Source organism: Sodalinema gerasimenkoae IPPAS B-353, from assembly GCF_009846485.1.
Taxonomy (GTDB): domain Bacteria; phylum Cyanobacteriota; class Cyanobacteriia; order Cyanobacteriales; family Geitlerinemataceae; genus Sodalinema; species Sodalinema gerasimenkoae.
Map to the genome: position 1 here is coordinate 2,955,577 of NZ_ML776472.1, position 14,788 is coordinate 2,970,364.

Here is a 14,788-nt window from a genome sequence, read left to right on the forward strand (position 1 = left end):
CCATCTGCCTATCCACTCACGGTTTGACGAGGACTACATTCATGCCGAACTCCCCCATCAGTACCCAAGTAATGGTTAGCGGACTCCTGAGTGCCATCATGTCCGGGTTGCTGTTAGACTCCGCCCCTGGTTTTGCCCAACTGATTCCCGATCAGAGTTTGCCAGAGAACTCTCGCCTTTTGCAAGATGGGAGTTTGATTCAAGTCGAAGGGGGAACTCAAGCCGGGGGGAATCTCTTTCACAGTTTTCAGGAATTTTCCATTCCCCAAGAGCTTCAAGTTCACTTCAACAACGCTAACAACATTGAGCGCATTATCACCCGCGTTACTGGGGGCGAGATATCACGACTCGATGGGTATCTCAGTGCCAATGGCAGGGCGGGCTTTATTTTGGTGAATCCCCAAGGAATTGAATTTGGGGAAAGCGCCCGACTCTCCCTGGGGGGATTATTTATGGCCACTACCGCCGAGGGGTTGCAATTTGCTGATGGTAGCGTGTGGGGGGCATCTCCTTCTGAGACTCCAACCCTGTTAACAGTATCTGCACCGGTGGGGGTGCAGTTCGGCGATCGCCCAGGGGCCATTGTTAATCGCTCCCTGGCCCTAGATGAGGGAGGAATCCCGATGGGATTAGGGGCGTTGCAACTCTCCTTGTTGGGAGGAGAGGTGCGTTTTGAGGGAGGCCAGGCGCGATCGCCTCTCTCGGTAGAAGTGGGAAGTTTTGCCCCTGGGGGTTTCGCCCAACTGGATGCCCAAGGACGTATCGGTCAGTTCAATCCTGAGGCGTTGGGAACCATTGAACTGAGTCAGCAGGGAGGCATTGGCGGCGGGGCAATTCGGCTGGTGGGTGATCGCCTACGGATGAGCGAGGGGTCGCGAATTGTGTCGCTGAACCAGGGGGCGATTGCCATTGAGATGCAAACCAGCGTTCACCTTGATGGTGGCTCAGAACTTCTATCTCAGAATGGTCCCAACATCGACATTCAAACTGGACAATTTAGCCTTGAGGATACCTCGCGCCTCGTGACCAGCCAGGGGAGTGAGGGGGGCCAAGGGGGCCAGATTCGTATTAACGCCAGGGAGGCGATCGCCCTTAGCGGTAGTGGCTTTGATTCATTTAATCAACTTCTTGGGGTCGCCGCCGCAGGACAGTTACAACCCGATAGCGAGACCATTGGTGGGATATTCTCTATCACCACAGCCGGCCTTGGCGGCGATATTGCCTTAACGACGGCGGGAGACCTAACGGTCAGTGAAGGGGGGGTCATCTTTATGCCCCTGTTTGGGGCTGGCGTTGGAGGAGATTTAACCCTCGATGTCGGTGGAACCGTGACGCTGACTGGATCTGGCTTTGTTAACGCCACAACCCTCAACAGCCAGGGATCTGGAGGCGATATTACCCTTTCGGCGCAGCGATTGGGGGTGTTCCGGGGAGGCGCTGTAGCGGCGTTAACCCTCGGGGATGGACCCAGTGGCCAGGTTCGTATTCACACCCGAGACAGCGTTGAAGTCTCCGAGACGCGTCCCGATAGCTTGGTTCCGACGGGGATTTTCAATAATTCCCTGTTTGGACGCGGCCCCGCTGGGGATATCACCATCGAAACCCGTCATTTTATCAATCGTGGCGGCGGCTTAGTCACCTCCAACACCGGTGGACTGATAGGATTTGGAGTGGTAGCTCCGGGCGGACCTGGGGGAAATATCACCATTACCGCAGCGGAGTCAATGCAGATTACGGGTGTCTCTAGCGATGGAAGCGTCACCAGTGGCCCAGGCACGACAACGTTTGGAGACTTTCCCTCGGGGGACTTAACCCTCAACACAGAGCGTTTAGAGATTGGGGATGGGGCCATCGTCTCAACGGCAACGGTGGGATCAGGTCATGCGGGAACGCTGACGGTGAATGCTAGGGAGATCGAGGTGTTTGGGCGATCGCCCCTCAGCGGACTCCCCACAATCCTTGTCTCCTCCTCGGGACGGGGAGATTTGTCTCTGGTTGGTACGGGGAATGGCGGTGACTTACGGGTGTCGAGCGATCGCCTGACGGTTCGCGATGGTGCGGTCTTAGATGTTCGCAGTTTGGGGACAGGGAATGCGGGCCTGTTAGACATTGACGCGAATCAGATTCGCTTGCAAGGAGGGAGTAGTTTAAATGCGGCGACGGTTGCGGGACTCGGGGGAAATATCGAGGTGCGATCGCAAACCATCCAACTTCGCAACGGCAGTAACATCAGTACCAACGCCGGGAGTCGTGATGGGGGCAATATTGTCCTGGAGACGGCGACCCTCGTTGCCTTAGAAAACAGTGATATTACCGCCAATGCCCTCGAAGGCCGGGGGGGTCGGGTTAGCATCACCGCAGAGGGGATTTTTGGCACGGAGTTTCGCGAGTTTCAGACGGATCAAAGTGATATCACGGCCACCTCGGCCCTGGGGGCTGAGTTTAGCGGCATTGTGGAAATTAACACCCCCGATGCGGATAGTACAGCGGGTTTAGTGGAACTGGAGACGAACACCACCGACCCCACCGAGCAAATTGTTCAGGATTGCCTGGGACAAGACAATCGCTTTACCATCACCGGACGGGGGGGTCGTCCTGAAGATCCGCAACTAGGTTTAGCCACCCAGGTCGGTTGGCGAGATAGTCGGGATTGGCGATCGCTCAATGACGAGGCTAACCACGATACGACCCTGAACTCTAGGGAGGAGATCCCCTCGTCTGAGACGGGAGATTTGATGGAAGCAACCACTTGGATCATGACAGCTAATGGCCAGGTATCTCTCGTCGCACAGACACCTAACTCTCCTCTGTTTTCAGCAGATCAATGTCGTTAGGTCACCTATTGGGGTGGTATAACCTTTGCAGTTCAAGACTATCTTGATGGGCAACAAAAGCTCATTATGGGCGGTCAATTCGCTTGTAAATCAAACGACCGAGAATTTGAGCTGTTTTTTCATAGTGATTTGCAAGCTGTTGATCTAAAAAATCCTGGGCATCCTGCATCCCTTCTGATAATAAATAGTTAACAACCATCTTCTTGACAACAAACTTCGGTTCGGCAGAAAAGATTTTAGCCAGTTCCGACTCTGGAGAACTTCCAGGGCCATTAACAAGCTCTAAAAGATAGCCTCGTGACAGATTAGATGGATGAGTTGTTATAGGCGTTAACGGTTGAGAATCAATCCACCAATAAACGAGATGATCTACCATCATATAAATGGGTTCATTTTCAGCCTGATTCTCCCGAAAATAGGCTGCAATTTCATAGGATCGTCCCATCTGGAGAGTACCCCCATCCCTAAGACGGCCTCCCACAGATCGATATTCACTTATAATAGGCGTTAGGGAACTCAAGAGTACGAACAAGACGAAAACAGAAACAAACTGTTGTAAGAGGCGAGGCTTTGATAGTTTCTGCCATAATATTGCAGTTCCCAGCCCTAAAAAGGGGATAACCTGAATTAGGTAATGTTGAAAAGTTGCCCCACTTCGCAAAATCGACAAACTAACACTTACGGTAATTAGAGTTAGGGAAGCAGCCTGAAAAAAACTCGGTGAATTGTGACGGTTTCTCGGCAGAAATGCAGCGATAATGCCTAAAAATCCTCCGATCCATATCAAGAGATAAACTCCCAACGTGAGTCGTTGTCTACTTCTATTAAATAAACCCATCATTAAACGCCTTGACGATTCAAGAAGAGTTGAATCATCCATCGAGTATTGCAAAGGTGCAACAATTACTGACGTCCACCATAGTTGACTATTTTCTGTTATCAAATAGGGGAGATAGGTCAGAAAAATGACAAGCAAACATCCTAGAGTATAGACTAAAGCATGATTCAGGAATTTGCGCCATTGGGGACTCTGTCGCACAACCAGATAGCACCCAATAATAATGACGGTATAGCCCAGATTTAAGCGAATAAAGGCAGCAGTCGTTAGTAGAATAGAAATTAGAAATGTGAGTTTTAAGTCAGGGATTTTGTTGTAACAAAAAATAAGGGCTAAAGCAGCAGTTAAGGGAACAAGTGCAACATGTTCCGTCATTGTTGCTTGACCACTCCCCAGCAAACTAATCCCCATAGAGGTAGCGATCGCCGCCAAAAAGGCACTGGAACGATTTGCAACTTTTTTCCCAGAAAAGTAAACAAAAAAGGCGATTAAAATAACACAAACTGTTCCTGCCATGCGGATAGAAATAATGCTTTTTCCAAGAAGCAAAATAAAACCAGCATAGGCAAAAAAGGCAAGGGGAGGTTTTATATCCCAAAGCTGAGTATAGGGAAGATGCCCATCTAAGATGGATTGTCCCATGAGAATAAATGTACTTTCATCCCAATCGATGACATCTCTAAAAAAAAATGGCAGACGAAGTAACAGGGAAATGATAGCGATCGCCGTCATTAGTAAGATATCTTTATTTTGTTGTATTCCACGAAAATAGATTCGTTGATTCATGACATCTTAAGAGGTGAAAGTATAAAACAAACATGTGAAAAATAGAGTGAGTTTTCGCTGAACCTCTGATGCTCAAAAGGACGCCACTCTCAACCTGTTACAGCCAAAGAACTCCCTAATTATACTGTAAGAATCGAAAACTGGAGAGGGAGTGGGTTGCCAAAATATGGTAAAACAGCAACAGTTGTGGTGTTCAAGAATCGAGGCGATCGCATGAGACGAGTATTTGTATCCGCTGGCCATGGAGGCTATGAAGATGGGCAGACCGACCCAGGCGCTATTGCTGGTGGCACAACCGAAGCCCAGGAGATGATTCTACTGCGCGATCGCCTCCTGAGTGCCCTACAAGCTCGTAAAGTCACGGCCCTGTCTATCCCGGATGACCTTAACCAAGAACAAACCATCACCTGGATTAATAATCGCGCCCAGGCCAATGATGTGGCGATTCAACTACACACCAACGCCGCCCTCAATCCCGAGGCCCGAGGCACAACGGTGTATTACATCACCAACAACAACGAACGCCGTCTAGAAGCCGAACGACTCCTGAGAAGTTTACTCCAGCAGGTTCCCCAATTTTCCAACCGGGGGGCCCGTCCTGACTCTAGCACCGCCACAGGGAGTCTAATGTTTTGCCGAGCCGTCGCGGTTCCCTCCCTCTATATTGAGATTGGCTTTCTCACCAATCCCACCGATCGCAGTCTCATCCAAAACCGACGGCCGGCGATCGCTGCTGGCTTAGCCGATGGCTTACTGGCTTGGGTGAATCGTGCCCCAGAACTGCCGCCCCCCGATGTTACCTACCCCACCATCAACATTCGTATCAACGGTCAACGCTACGGGGAACCAGGAATTATTATTAATGGAAATTCCTACATTCCCATCGACCTAGCCGATGCCTTAGGGGTCAATTTAAGTAATAACGAATTTGTACGGCGGGTTTATTATCGAAATGTGGTTTATGTGAAAGCCATTGATTTACGAGAGTTCAATATTTCCGTTGGGTGGAACAACGATGACCGAGCCGTTGTGTTGCGGTCAGCCATCCCCATTTGTCCAGGACATGTTGACCGCATTATGGGAATTGGCAACACCACCGAAACTCAAATGCAAGTGTTCCTAAAAAATGACAACTCTAGTGCTCTAAATCAGTTTCCTGACCTAGCCAAACTTTATCGAGAAGAAGCCAGTATCGAGGGAGTTAACAGCGATATTGCCTTCGCGCAAATGTGTTTAGAAACAGATTTCCTCCGGTTTGGTCGTGGTATTCGGGCCAGTCAAAACAACTTCGCCGGACTCGGCGACGCCGCCGGAAGTTCAGGGGGAGCCAGTTTCTCCTCAGCCCGAGTTGGAGTACGCGCTCACGTCCAGCATTTGAAAGCCTATGGAAGTGTCGATCCCCTTGTCTTAGACGTCGTTGACCCCCGATTTCGCTTCATCTCCCGAGGCATCGCCCCCTTAGTTCAACAACTCTCCGGCCGCTGGACTTCAGACAGCAATTACGGCGATCGCATCCTCGCCATTCTCCGCCAACTCTACGAATCCGCCGGCATTCTATAGCAACAAGAAAAGGCCCCCCTATTGCTAACTTGCCTAAGAGCGCCCTTGTCTTTCCCCTCCTGGGAGGGGCAGGGGTGGGTTCTGCCTACTGCCTACTGCCTATTGCCTTCTTCTCCCCCCTGTTCCCTTCTCTTACCTATTAACTAGCCACAATTCCCGTGGGGCAAAATTCCGTCACCCACAACCCCAAATCCTCATCAGGAATCTCCCGTCTAACCTGGTCACAAAGAGCCTGTGCTTGTTCCGGGGTTTCCGTGAGCGCAAACACCGTCGGACCAGAACCGGACATCATGGCCCCGAGAACATCCCCCTGGGACATCACCTGACGGAGGTTAGCCACTGAGGGAAACTCCGGTAAAACCACCTTTTCCAAATCGTTGTAGAGTAGGCGACCAATTTCTCGCTTATCCCGGTTGAGCAACGCGGACATCATCGGCCCCGCATGGAGAGAATCACGGCGTTGTGCCTGTGCGTCGTCCCCGGTGGCGTAGGTATGGGAGAATCGCTCCCGGAAGGTTTTGTAGGCCCAGGGGGTCGAGATGGCGAGACTATGATATTTCGCTAAGACCACTGACACCCCCTCCATGCTCGGAAGCGGCGTAATCTCTTCACCGCGACCACTGGCCAGCGCGGTTCCGCCACTAATACAGAAGGGGACATCTGAACCTAACTCAGCCCCTAAATCCCAAAGTTCTGGCTGAGTGAGTCCTTGCTTCCAGAGAAGATCTAACCCCACGAGGACGGCGGCGGCATCCGTAGACCCCCCTGCGAGTCCAGCTGCAATGGGAATCACCTTATCGAGATGAATATCCACCCCGCCCAGAGTATGATAAGTATCAGGATAGGTCTGAGCCATTAACTCAGCGGCCCGGAGTGCCAAGTTGCTGCGATCGCTCGGAACTCCCGGCGCATCACAGCGGAGTCGGAACGGTTCGACTCCGTTGGCCCGTACCTGAAGGCGATCGCACAGGGCCACACTCTGCATGATCATGGCCAACTCGTGATAGCCATCGGGGCGATCGCCGATAATCTCTAAATATAGGTTAATCTTGGCAGGGGCGGAGAGGGTGCAACGTTCCATGAGTTTGGCTCAACAGTGGATAGAACCACAATTACCATTGATCAAGCTATCCTAGAAGGAGGATTTTGGGGAGATGGCCATGCGTCAACATCGATTTACAGCTTTGGGTTTAGTCCTAGCCATGGTGCTAGGGGCCTGCGGTCCCGACGAACAAGACTTCAGTGCCCCTGAACCGGGTGAGGTTCCGGTGGCAGAACAAGCTCCGATGGATGCGCCGGCCAATGGAGAAGATGAGATCCCTGAGGCGGAACCCTTTGAATCCCCCGTCATTGAAGAAAATGATGTGGTGACGGCGGCCCCAACTGGTCTAATCTCCTCAACCAATCCTCAGGAGCGCAGCCGCCAGGCGCAACGTAACTTAGATGCTGCTCGCGATGACAATGGCGACCCCTTTGGGGTGTTGCCGGTGGAAGTTTCTCGCAGTCAACGACAGGCGGAAACCATAACCCGAGAGGTCACTGGGGAACCCGCACCGGGAACAGCACCGGGAACAGCCGCTGCACCGGGAACAGCAGCCGCCAATGGTGACGCTGTTGCGACGGGAAATGGTGACGCCGTGGCTCGGACTGATGGCATTACGGCTGGTCCTCCGTTGCCCCCCCTGACGGGGCAGACGGCTACCCCCCTTCCCAGTGTTGATGCTCAGGAATTTGCGATTCCTCGTTTGCGTCCTTCCCGTAGCATTGAGTTTGATGAACTCGATGAGGAGGAGCTTGCCATTTTAGAGGGGCCCGAGGAAGTGGACACCCCCGAAGCGGCACCGGCTGCCCCACCACCACCGGCGATCGATTTGGCTCAAGGCACTCAGGTGACTGGGGTCATGCAGGTTGGGGGAGATATCCAAATTATTCTACAAACTCCGGGTTCTGCATTTAGTCGTTATGTGCGAGTGGGCGACACCGTGGCCAATGGGGAGGTCCGCGTTGTGCGTGTCGAACGGTTACAGGGAGAGCCTCTGGTGATTCTAGAGCAAAACGGGGTTGAGGTTGCCCGTGGCATCGGAGAGCCAGGAATCGTCCCTGATGAGAACGATATGGCGAACTTAATTAGTCAACGTTAGCTCGTCTGTGTTTTGTTGGGAGTGTCAATTGGATCATGAAAAAATACGCTATCCTTGTTGCCTCATTATTGGGTCTAGGCTTTGGGTTTGAGATCTCCCCTCATCCAGGTCTGGCTCAGGATCTCCGCAATCCTCAATGTTCTCCGGCTTCCCTCTTGGATTCAGGGGTTGGCTATGGCCGCTGCAACTATGGAGAGGGGCGCAGTTACATTGGCTCGTTCAGTGACTTTCTGCCCAATGGACGGGGAATTTATACCCTGGGTGATGGAACTCGCTATGAAGGGGAGTTTAGAAACGGGTTGCCCCATGGTCGAGGCCGCTTAATTCTCCCGGACGATGCGCGCTATGAAGGGCGCTTTGTAGAGGGGTCTATCCGCGAAGGTACGGCGTTTTATACTAATGGCGATCGCTACCAAGGCAGCTTTGGCGGGGTTTCTCGGACGGAAACGGTCACAGATTTGGTTCCTACAGGTCGTAGAACCACCAGGGGCGAGATGATTTTAGATACCCAAGACATTGAACGGGTATTTTTTGTCAGTCAACCCGATGGGGATGGGGAATATATTTTCTCAAATGGTAACCGCTTCCAAGGGGAATTTTTTGCTGGCACACCCTTTGGACGAGGGACATTCCGTCATTCAACGGGAACAACCTGCACGGGATATTTCTTTACTAACGACTTTGATGCCAATAATGCCACCTGTACCTATGGGGATGGTCGTCGCTATGTGGGGGAACTTCGACAAGGACGACCCCACGGTACGGGACGGATGACGTTTCCCGATGGACGGCAGGTCGTGGGAGCCTTCCGCTCGGGTCAGCCGGTGAGTTTTAGTGGCTACGATTAGAATCCTACCCCTGTGAGTTAACGCAGGAGTCTGGGGAAACCTCTCAACTGGGTCTCCCCCTCCCCAAGAGATGGCCTGGGAGGGGGGGACAGCGGCTGAATTTAGTGGAATTGAGGGCTGTGGCGAATTAACCCCATGAACTCTTGGCGGGTGCGTGCGTCGTCAGCAAACACACCCCGCATGGCACTGGTGGTGGTCCAAGAACCGGGTTTTTGCACCCCACGCATGACCATGCACATATGAGTGGCTTCGATGACTACGGCCACCCCTTGAGGTTTGAGGACTTCTTGTAAGGCGTCGGCGACTTGTCCTGTCAGACGCTCTTGAACCTGAAGACGACGGGCAAACATTTCGCAAATGCGGGCAATCTTAGACAGGCCAATGACCTTCCCGTTAGGAATGTAGGCGACATGAGCATGGCCGATAATTGGCAGCATGTGATGTTCACAGGTGCTGAAGAGGGTGATGTCACGCACCAACACCATTTCGTGGGAGTTCTCGTTAAAGATGGCGCCGTTCAGCAGTTCCTCCATGGATTGGTCATACCCTGAGGTGAGGAATTGCCAGGCTTTGCTGACCCGTTTGGGGGTGTCCCGCAGTCCTTCGCGATCGGGATCTTCCCCGAGTTCGGTTAAGAGACTGCGAATGGACTTGCGCATTTCCTGATCGGAAACGGTGCTATGTCCGTTGGTTTCGAGTTGTTTTTCAAGTCGATCTGTACCGATAAGTTCAGAGGAATTGGATAGTGTCATTAGGCTGTTGAAAATCAGTAGCTATTTAGAAGGTCGGAAATTAGATTCATTCTCAGCAAGGCGGCAAAAAAAAGCATTGCTCAGGACGGCGGGGCATTAACTGCTATTGAATCTAGGAAACATAGATGTTTCTCCAAAAACGCGGGGGAATCTGCAACGGAGATTAACCGTAAATTGGCAGATTAGAGGGTCACCACGCTGCGACCGCAGGGGGTGGACTGCTGGGTGTTAACTAAGTTTTGTGAAACCTGGTGTTAAATTTTTTTGCTTGCTCTGAATACCGCGTTGGAGGGGCAATCTATCCGTTACAACTTGGGGGACGTTCCCCTCATCAGCAGGGGCGATCGCACGGAAAAAACACGGTTTTGAAAGCATAGTCAACGACAAGTCCAGTCCCGATTTCGTTGGGTTTTTCAAGAGGTTTGGTTAGATTGGCTAAAGTTGCCGTGGCGCATCAAAACCCGATTTTGAAAACCCATGACAACAGAACATCACCGTAAATCACCTTGATAATTCTAACATCTTTTTTAGGCGATCGCCGAGATTGTGACTAAATACTCTGTAGGGTTACAACTGGCAACCTCAGACCCTAAGCCTTACCCCGCTCCAGCACTTTTACTATCGAGAGCATCAAAATTATCTTCAGCGGGAGCCAGAAGCAAAGCTTTTTGTTTCATGGTTTTGAAAATGTTGTAAAACCCATTGGCTCGCGATGGCGTTAAACTGGCTTGCAAGCCAGTGTCTTGAATGAAGTCTGGAGCCAACTTAACAATCTCGATGGGGCTGAGTCCTTCCGTCCCACGAATCAGGAAGGCCAGAAGTCCCTTCGTCAACTGGGCATCGGAATCGCCGTTGAAGTGGACGTTGCCCACGTCATCAAGATATGCGGTGACGTAAACCTGAGAGACACAACCCTGAACCTTGTTTTCGGGAATCTTCTCCGCTTCGGGCATCTCAGGAAGCTTCTTGGCTAACCAGAGGAGTTGCTCATAACGCCGTTTTGGGTCAGAGGCTCGTTGGAAGCGTCGAACCATTTTGTCAAGTTCTGGGGGAAGTTGAGGAGTCGTCATCGTCAAGTCTTCGAAAGATGCTATTAGCGTTAAAAACAGAGGTCAAGCGCGAATCCGGGACACTCAACACCTAAGTTGAGATAGGGAACAGCCCTCTAGAACAATGGGCGATTCAGGATTGCAAGACCTCAAACTAGAAGCAGCTTGGTTTTCTCCTGAGTGGAAGTTTTCTGGCGATCGCCCCCCATGGTTCCATAGAGTTCACAGGAGTTGTTGGGACTTTCATACAGGCGTAACTTATCCAAGCTCAATCCCAGCTCCTGCAAAGGGTGCAGCAGCAAATCTCGGATATAAATGGCGATATTCTCAGCGGTGGGAACCACCGTCTCAAAATGGGGAATATCTTTATTGAGGAATCGATGATCTAGGGGTTCAATCACCACCTCTTGAATCAGATGACGTAACGCCCCCAACTCCACAACCATCCCCGTTCGAGGATTCACCTCGCCGCGAACCGTCACATCCAGATGGTAGTTATGACCATGACCATGAGGACGGGCACATTTGCCATAGACCCCACAATTGGTTGTATAGTCTAAGTCCGGGCGAGCCAGGCGATGGGCCGCGCTGAAATAGGTATTGACGGTCAGACGGGCTTGCATGGTATAAATTCTAAGCTTGTCGGACAAGATACAAAACTTTACTCAACATTATCTCACGGGGCCGGGAATTCGGGGAAGAGAAATTCTCGGGTTCGGGGTTTTTCATGGGCGATCGCCCACCATCCCAAGACTGAGCCATCGCCCCAGAGTCTATCCCTGGGAGCTTTCGCCCTGTCACCTCCCCGTCTAAGGTTAGACGGATTGGTCGGGATGATCCCCCACAATCAGCTTAACGCGATAGACCCTGTGAGCGCAGCAAGTGATCGCAGGGGAACAGGCGGCGTTATGATTTGGGTGGGCGATCGCCCCAATCTGCCAACCCTCTGCCTAAGGTCGTCCTCAGATTTGCTCGATCTCGCCGCTCCCCTGTTTCCGAGTCATACCCCCCATCATGTCCGATCTCGACCTTAACCAGCTTTTTCCCTTTCCTCTCGACGACTTTCAACAAGACGCCATCGCTGCCCTCAACGCCGGCAAATCGACCATTGTTTGCGCCCCCACCGGTTCCGGAAAAACCCTCATCGGCGAATACGCCATTTACCGGGCCCTGGCCAACGAGCAACGAGTCTTCTACACCACCCCCCTCAAAGCCCTCTCTAACCAAAAACTACGAGACTTCCAAGAGCAATTCGGGCCCAACAACGTCGGACTCCTCACGGGGGATCTCTCCTTCAATCGCGATGCCCCCATCATCGTCATGACTACCGAGATCTTCCGTAATATGCTCTACGGAACCCGCATCGGCGAAGTGGGAACCTCCATTCAGGGGGTGCAAACCGTCGTTCTCGACGAATGTCACTACATGAACGATCGCCAACGGGGAACTGTCTGGGAAGAATCCATTATCTACTGTCCCCCGGAAATCCAACTGGTGGGCCTATCCGCCACCGTCGCCAACAGCGACCAGCTCACCGATTGGATTAGCCAAGTTCACGGCCCCACCGAACGCATCTATTCCGAACATCGCCCTGTCCCCCTACAATTCCTCTTCTGTAACCGCAAAGGCGTTTTCCCCCTTCTCGACAGCGAAAACCAACGGCTCAACGCTCGTCTCAAGCCTCGTCGGGGCAGCAAAAACAACCGCCGCAGTCGTCGCGACGGACTGGCCATTAGCTACGTCGTCTCTCAACTGCGCAAACGGGAGATGTTACCGGCCATTTACTTTATTTTCAGTCGGCGGGGCTGCGATCGCTCCGTCAACGATATCGGCAACCTCAGCCTCGTCAACGACGACGAAGCCGCCCAACTCAAACAGACCATTGACGAGTTCCTGCGACAAAACCCCGATGCAGGCCGAGAGGGACAAGTTGAACCCCTCTATCGGGGCATCGCCGCCCATCATGCCGGCATCTTACCGGCCTGGAAATCCCTTGTTGAACAACTCTTTCAACGGGGACTCATCAAAGTCGTCTTCGCCACCGAAACTCTGGCCGCCGGGATTAATATGCCCGCCCGAACCACCGTCATCTCCAGCCTGTCCAAACGCACCGATCGCGGTCATCGTCTCCTGACGGCCTCCGAGTTCCTCCAAATGGCCGGGCGAGCCGGACGGCGGGGAATGGACGAACAGGGCTATGTGGTGACCCTCGATACGCCCTTTGAAGGGGCGATCGAAGCCGCCAACCTGGCCACCTCCAAAGCAGACCCCCTGGTGAGCCAATTTACCCCCAACTATGGGATGGTCTTAAACCTGCTGCAAACCCACAGCCTCGATGAAGCTAAAGAACTCATCGAACGCAGCTTCGGGCAATATCTCGCCGGCCTAAGCCTACGTCCCCAACAACAGGTCCTGCGAGACCTCGATGCCGAAATCACCGCCGCCCAAAGTAAATTTGAGCAAGTTGATCCAGAGCATCTCAGTAGTTACGAAAAACTGCAAGAACGGCTCAAAGAAGAGCGCCGCATCCTCAAAACCCTGCAACAACAGGCCGGAGACGTTCAGAGCAAATCTCTCACCCTCGCCCTGCAATTTGCCGTTGCCGGGAGCATCCTACAACTCAAAGGTCCCAACGTCCCCGTTTCTGGGCCCCTCAACGCCGTATTAGTCAATAAACTGCCCGGCCCCGGCAAAGCTCCCTATCTCGTCTGTTTAGGGGCGAACAACCGTTGGTATATCATCACCACCAAAGATGTGGTCAGTTTGCGAGGCGAAATTCCCCGTCTGGAGGACGTTGATTCTCTGACGCCTCCCCCAGAGATGCCCCCAAAACCGGGACAAACCCGCAACGGCAGCCCAGAAACTCAGTCCGTCGCCCAACAGATTCCCCCCCTAGCTGCCCCAGACATCCCCCCAGAAGTCCAAGAATGGCAGGAACGGGTGGCAGACATTACCGCCGAACTCGAACGGCATCCCCTAAACCAATTTGGCAATCCTGGCACGTTGATTAAACGGTCCAAGCGGTTGGCCCGCCTGCAACGGCAACGACAGGAACGAGAAGACAGTATCCGCGTCAATCTGGCCCGTCACTGGGAGGCGTTCCTCGATCTAATTGATATTCTGATCGAGTTTGAGTGTTTAGATGGCCTCTCCATGAAACCGACCCAATTAGGAGAGTCTATTGCCGCTGTGCGTGGGGACAACGAGTTATGGTTAGGTTTAGCCATCACCAGCGGAGAGTTTGATTCCCTGACCCCAGAACAGTTCGCGGCTGCTTGTGCTGCCCTGGTAATGGAGGTGCGATCGGATACTTGGACTCGTTACAGCATTACTCCGGAAGTCGAAGAAGCCCTCGGAACCTTACGGGGATTACGCCGCAAAGTCATTCAGGTTCAATGGCGGTATCAGGTGGCGTTTCCGGTTTGGCTGGAATGGGATGCCCTGGGCTTGGTGGAATATTGGGCCTATGGGGTGGACTGGACGGAGCTTTGTGAGAATACCAGTCTGGATGAGGGGGATATTGTCCGTATCCTACGACGAACCCTCGATTTTCTCTCGCAAATTCCCCATATTCCCCATGCCAGCCCGGAGATTCGCCGCTTGGCTTGGGATGCGAGTGAGTTGATTAATCGCTTCCCTGTCCGGGATGAGGTTTAGGGGGGAGGGAAAAGGGAACAGGGAACAGGGGGGAGAAGGCAATAGGCATTAGGCAGAACCCACCCCGCCCTCCGGGCACCCCTCCCAAGAGGGGAAAGAGGTAGGGGCGTACCGTTATGGCCGGTGAGCGATAGTCGAACTGCGGTCGGTGAGCGATAGCCGAACTGCGGTCGGTGAGCGATAGCCGAACTGCGGTCGGTGAGCGATAGTCGAACCGTGGTCGCCCTCTTCCGGCAATAGGCAAGAAATTCTGCTTCGCCCTGCTTCTAAAAATTGGTTAGAATTCGGGGAGTTTTTCGGTTCCAACTTTCCTCACACATTCA

General features: G+C 52.7%; 10 protein-coding genes. 5 read left to right on the forward strand and 5 right to left on the reverse strand.

Features of this window, described 5'->3' with window-relative positions; all coding sequences use genetic code 11:
- Positions 1–41 precede the first annotated feature (41 nt).
- The gene (locus tag L855_RS12870; protein ID WP_159788615.1) at positions 42–2,834 is read left to right on the forward strand and encodes a beta strand repeat-containing protein; all 2,793 of its coding nucleotides are present in this window, start codon (positions 42–44) and stop codon (positions 2,832–2,834) included.
- A 64-nt stretch (positions 2,835–2,898) separates the two neighbouring features.
- Here L855_RS12870 and L855_RS12875 read toward each other — a convergent pair whose 3' ends face one another.
- A complete protein-coding gene (locus tag L855_RS12875) occupies positions 2,899–4,458 on the reverse strand; it encodes an ArnT family glycosyltransferase (RefSeq protein ID WP_159788617.1) in 1,560 nt (519 codons plus the stop codon).
- Between the two features lie 213 nt (positions 4,459–4,671).
- Between L855_RS12875 and tftA the strand changes: the two genes are divergently transcribed.
- Positions 4,672–6,018, forward strand: coding sequence for a hormogonium tapered terminus morphoprotein TftA (tftA, locus tag L855_RS12880; protein WP_159791098.1), 1,347 nt, complete (start codon positions 4,672–4,674; stop codon positions 6,016–6,018).
- Between the two features lie 139 nt (positions 6,019–6,157).
- Here tftA and ispE read toward each other — a convergent pair whose 3' ends face one another.
- Positions 6,158–7,099, reverse strand: coding sequence for a 4-(cytidine 5'-diphospho)-2-C-methyl-D-erythritol kinase (ispE, locus tag L855_RS12885; RefSeq protein ID WP_159788619.1), 942 nt, complete (start codon positions 7,097–7,099; stop codon positions 6,158–6,160).
- Positions 7,100–7,178: 79 nt separating this feature from the next.
- On the opposite strand from ispE, the gene L855_RS12890 reads away from it, so the two are divergent.
- Positions 7,179–8,159, forward strand: a complete 981-nt coding sequence (locus L855_RS12890) for a hypothetical protein (protein ID WP_159788621.1) — start codon at positions 7,179–7,181, stop codon at positions 8,157–8,159.
- A gap of 35 nt (positions 8,160–8,194) precedes the next feature.
- Positions 8,195–9,007 (forward strand): MORN repeat-containing protein, encoded by an 813-nt coding sequence (locus L855_RS12895; protein ID WP_159788623.1) that lies wholly within the window; start codon positions 8,195–8,197, stop codon positions 9,005–9,007.
- 101 nt (positions 9,008–9,108) lie between these two features.
- Here the strand turns inward: L855_RS12895 and folE are convergent, their stop codons facing one another.
- The 3 genes from folE to L855_RS12910 form a co-directional block, all read right to left on the reverse strand.
- Positions 9,109–9,759, reverse strand: coding sequence for a GTP cyclohydrolase I FolE (gene folE / locus L855_RS12900; RefSeq protein WP_159788625.1), 651 nt, complete (start codon positions 9,757–9,759; stop codon positions 9,109–9,111).
- A 596-nt stretch (positions 9,760–10,355) separates the two neighbouring features.
- A complete protein-coding gene (locus tag L855_RS12905) occupies positions 10,356–10,829 on the reverse strand; it encodes a SufE family protein (protein ID WP_159788627.1) in 474 nt (157 codons plus the stop codon).
- A 128-nt stretch (positions 10,830–10,957) separates the two neighbouring features.
- Positions 10,958–11,458 carry a 6-pyruvoyl trahydropterin synthase family protein gene (locus L855_RS12910; RefSeq protein ID WP_343039279.1) on the reverse strand — a complete coding sequence of 167 codons (501 nt, stop codon included), beginning with the start codon at positions 11,456–11,458 and terminating at the stop codon, positions 10,958–10,960.
- 364 nt (positions 11,459–11,822) lie between these two features.
- On the opposite strand from L855_RS12910, the gene L855_RS12915 reads away from it, so the two are divergent.
- Complete coding sequence (locus L855_RS12915) at positions 11,823–14,465, forward strand: DEAD/DEAH box helicase (RefSeq protein WP_159788631.1); 2,643 nt, start codon at positions 11,823–11,825, stop codon at positions 14,463–14,465.
- The last annotated feature ends 323 nt before the right edge of the window (positions 14,466–14,788 follow it).

What these genes read in the sequence shown, in the direction of transcription:
- L855_RS12875 (WP_159788617.1), bottom strand. Translation starts at nt 4,458, where the DNA reads ATGAATCAACGAATCTATTTTCGTGGAATACAACAAAATAAAGATATC.
- tftA (WP_159791098.1), top strand. Translation starts at nt 4,672, where the DNA reads ATGAGACGAGTATTTGTATCCGCTGGCCATGGAGGCTATGAAGATGGG.
- L855_RS12905 (WP_159788627.1), bottom strand. Translation starts at nt 10,829, where the DNA reads ATGACGACTCCTCAACTTCCCCCAGAACTTGACAAAATGGTTCGACGC.
- folE (WP_159788625.1), bottom strand. Translation starts at nt 9,759, where the DNA reads ATGACACTATCCAATTCCTCTGAACTTATCGGTACAGATCGACTTGAA.
- L855_RS12870 (WP_159788615.1), top strand. Translation starts at nt 42, where the DNA reads ATGCCGAACTCCCCCATCAGTACCCAAGTAATGGTTAGCGGACTCCTG.
- L855_RS12890 (WP_159788621.1), top strand. Translation starts at nt 7,179, where the DNA reads ATGCGTCAACATCGATTTACAGCTTTGGGTTTAGTCCTAGCCATGGTG.
- L855_RS12915 (WP_159788631.1), top strand. Translation starts at nt 11,823, where the DNA reads ATGTCCGATCTCGACCTTAACCAGCTTTTTCCCTTTCCTCTCGACGAC.
- ispE (WP_159788619.1), bottom strand. Translation starts at nt 7,099, where the DNA reads ATGGAACGTTGCACCCTCTCCGCCCCTGCCAAGATTAACCTATATTTA.
- L855_RS12895 (WP_159788623.1), top strand. Translation starts at nt 8,195, where the DNA reads ATGAAAAAATACGCTATCCTTGTTGCCTCATTATTGGGTCTAGGCTTT.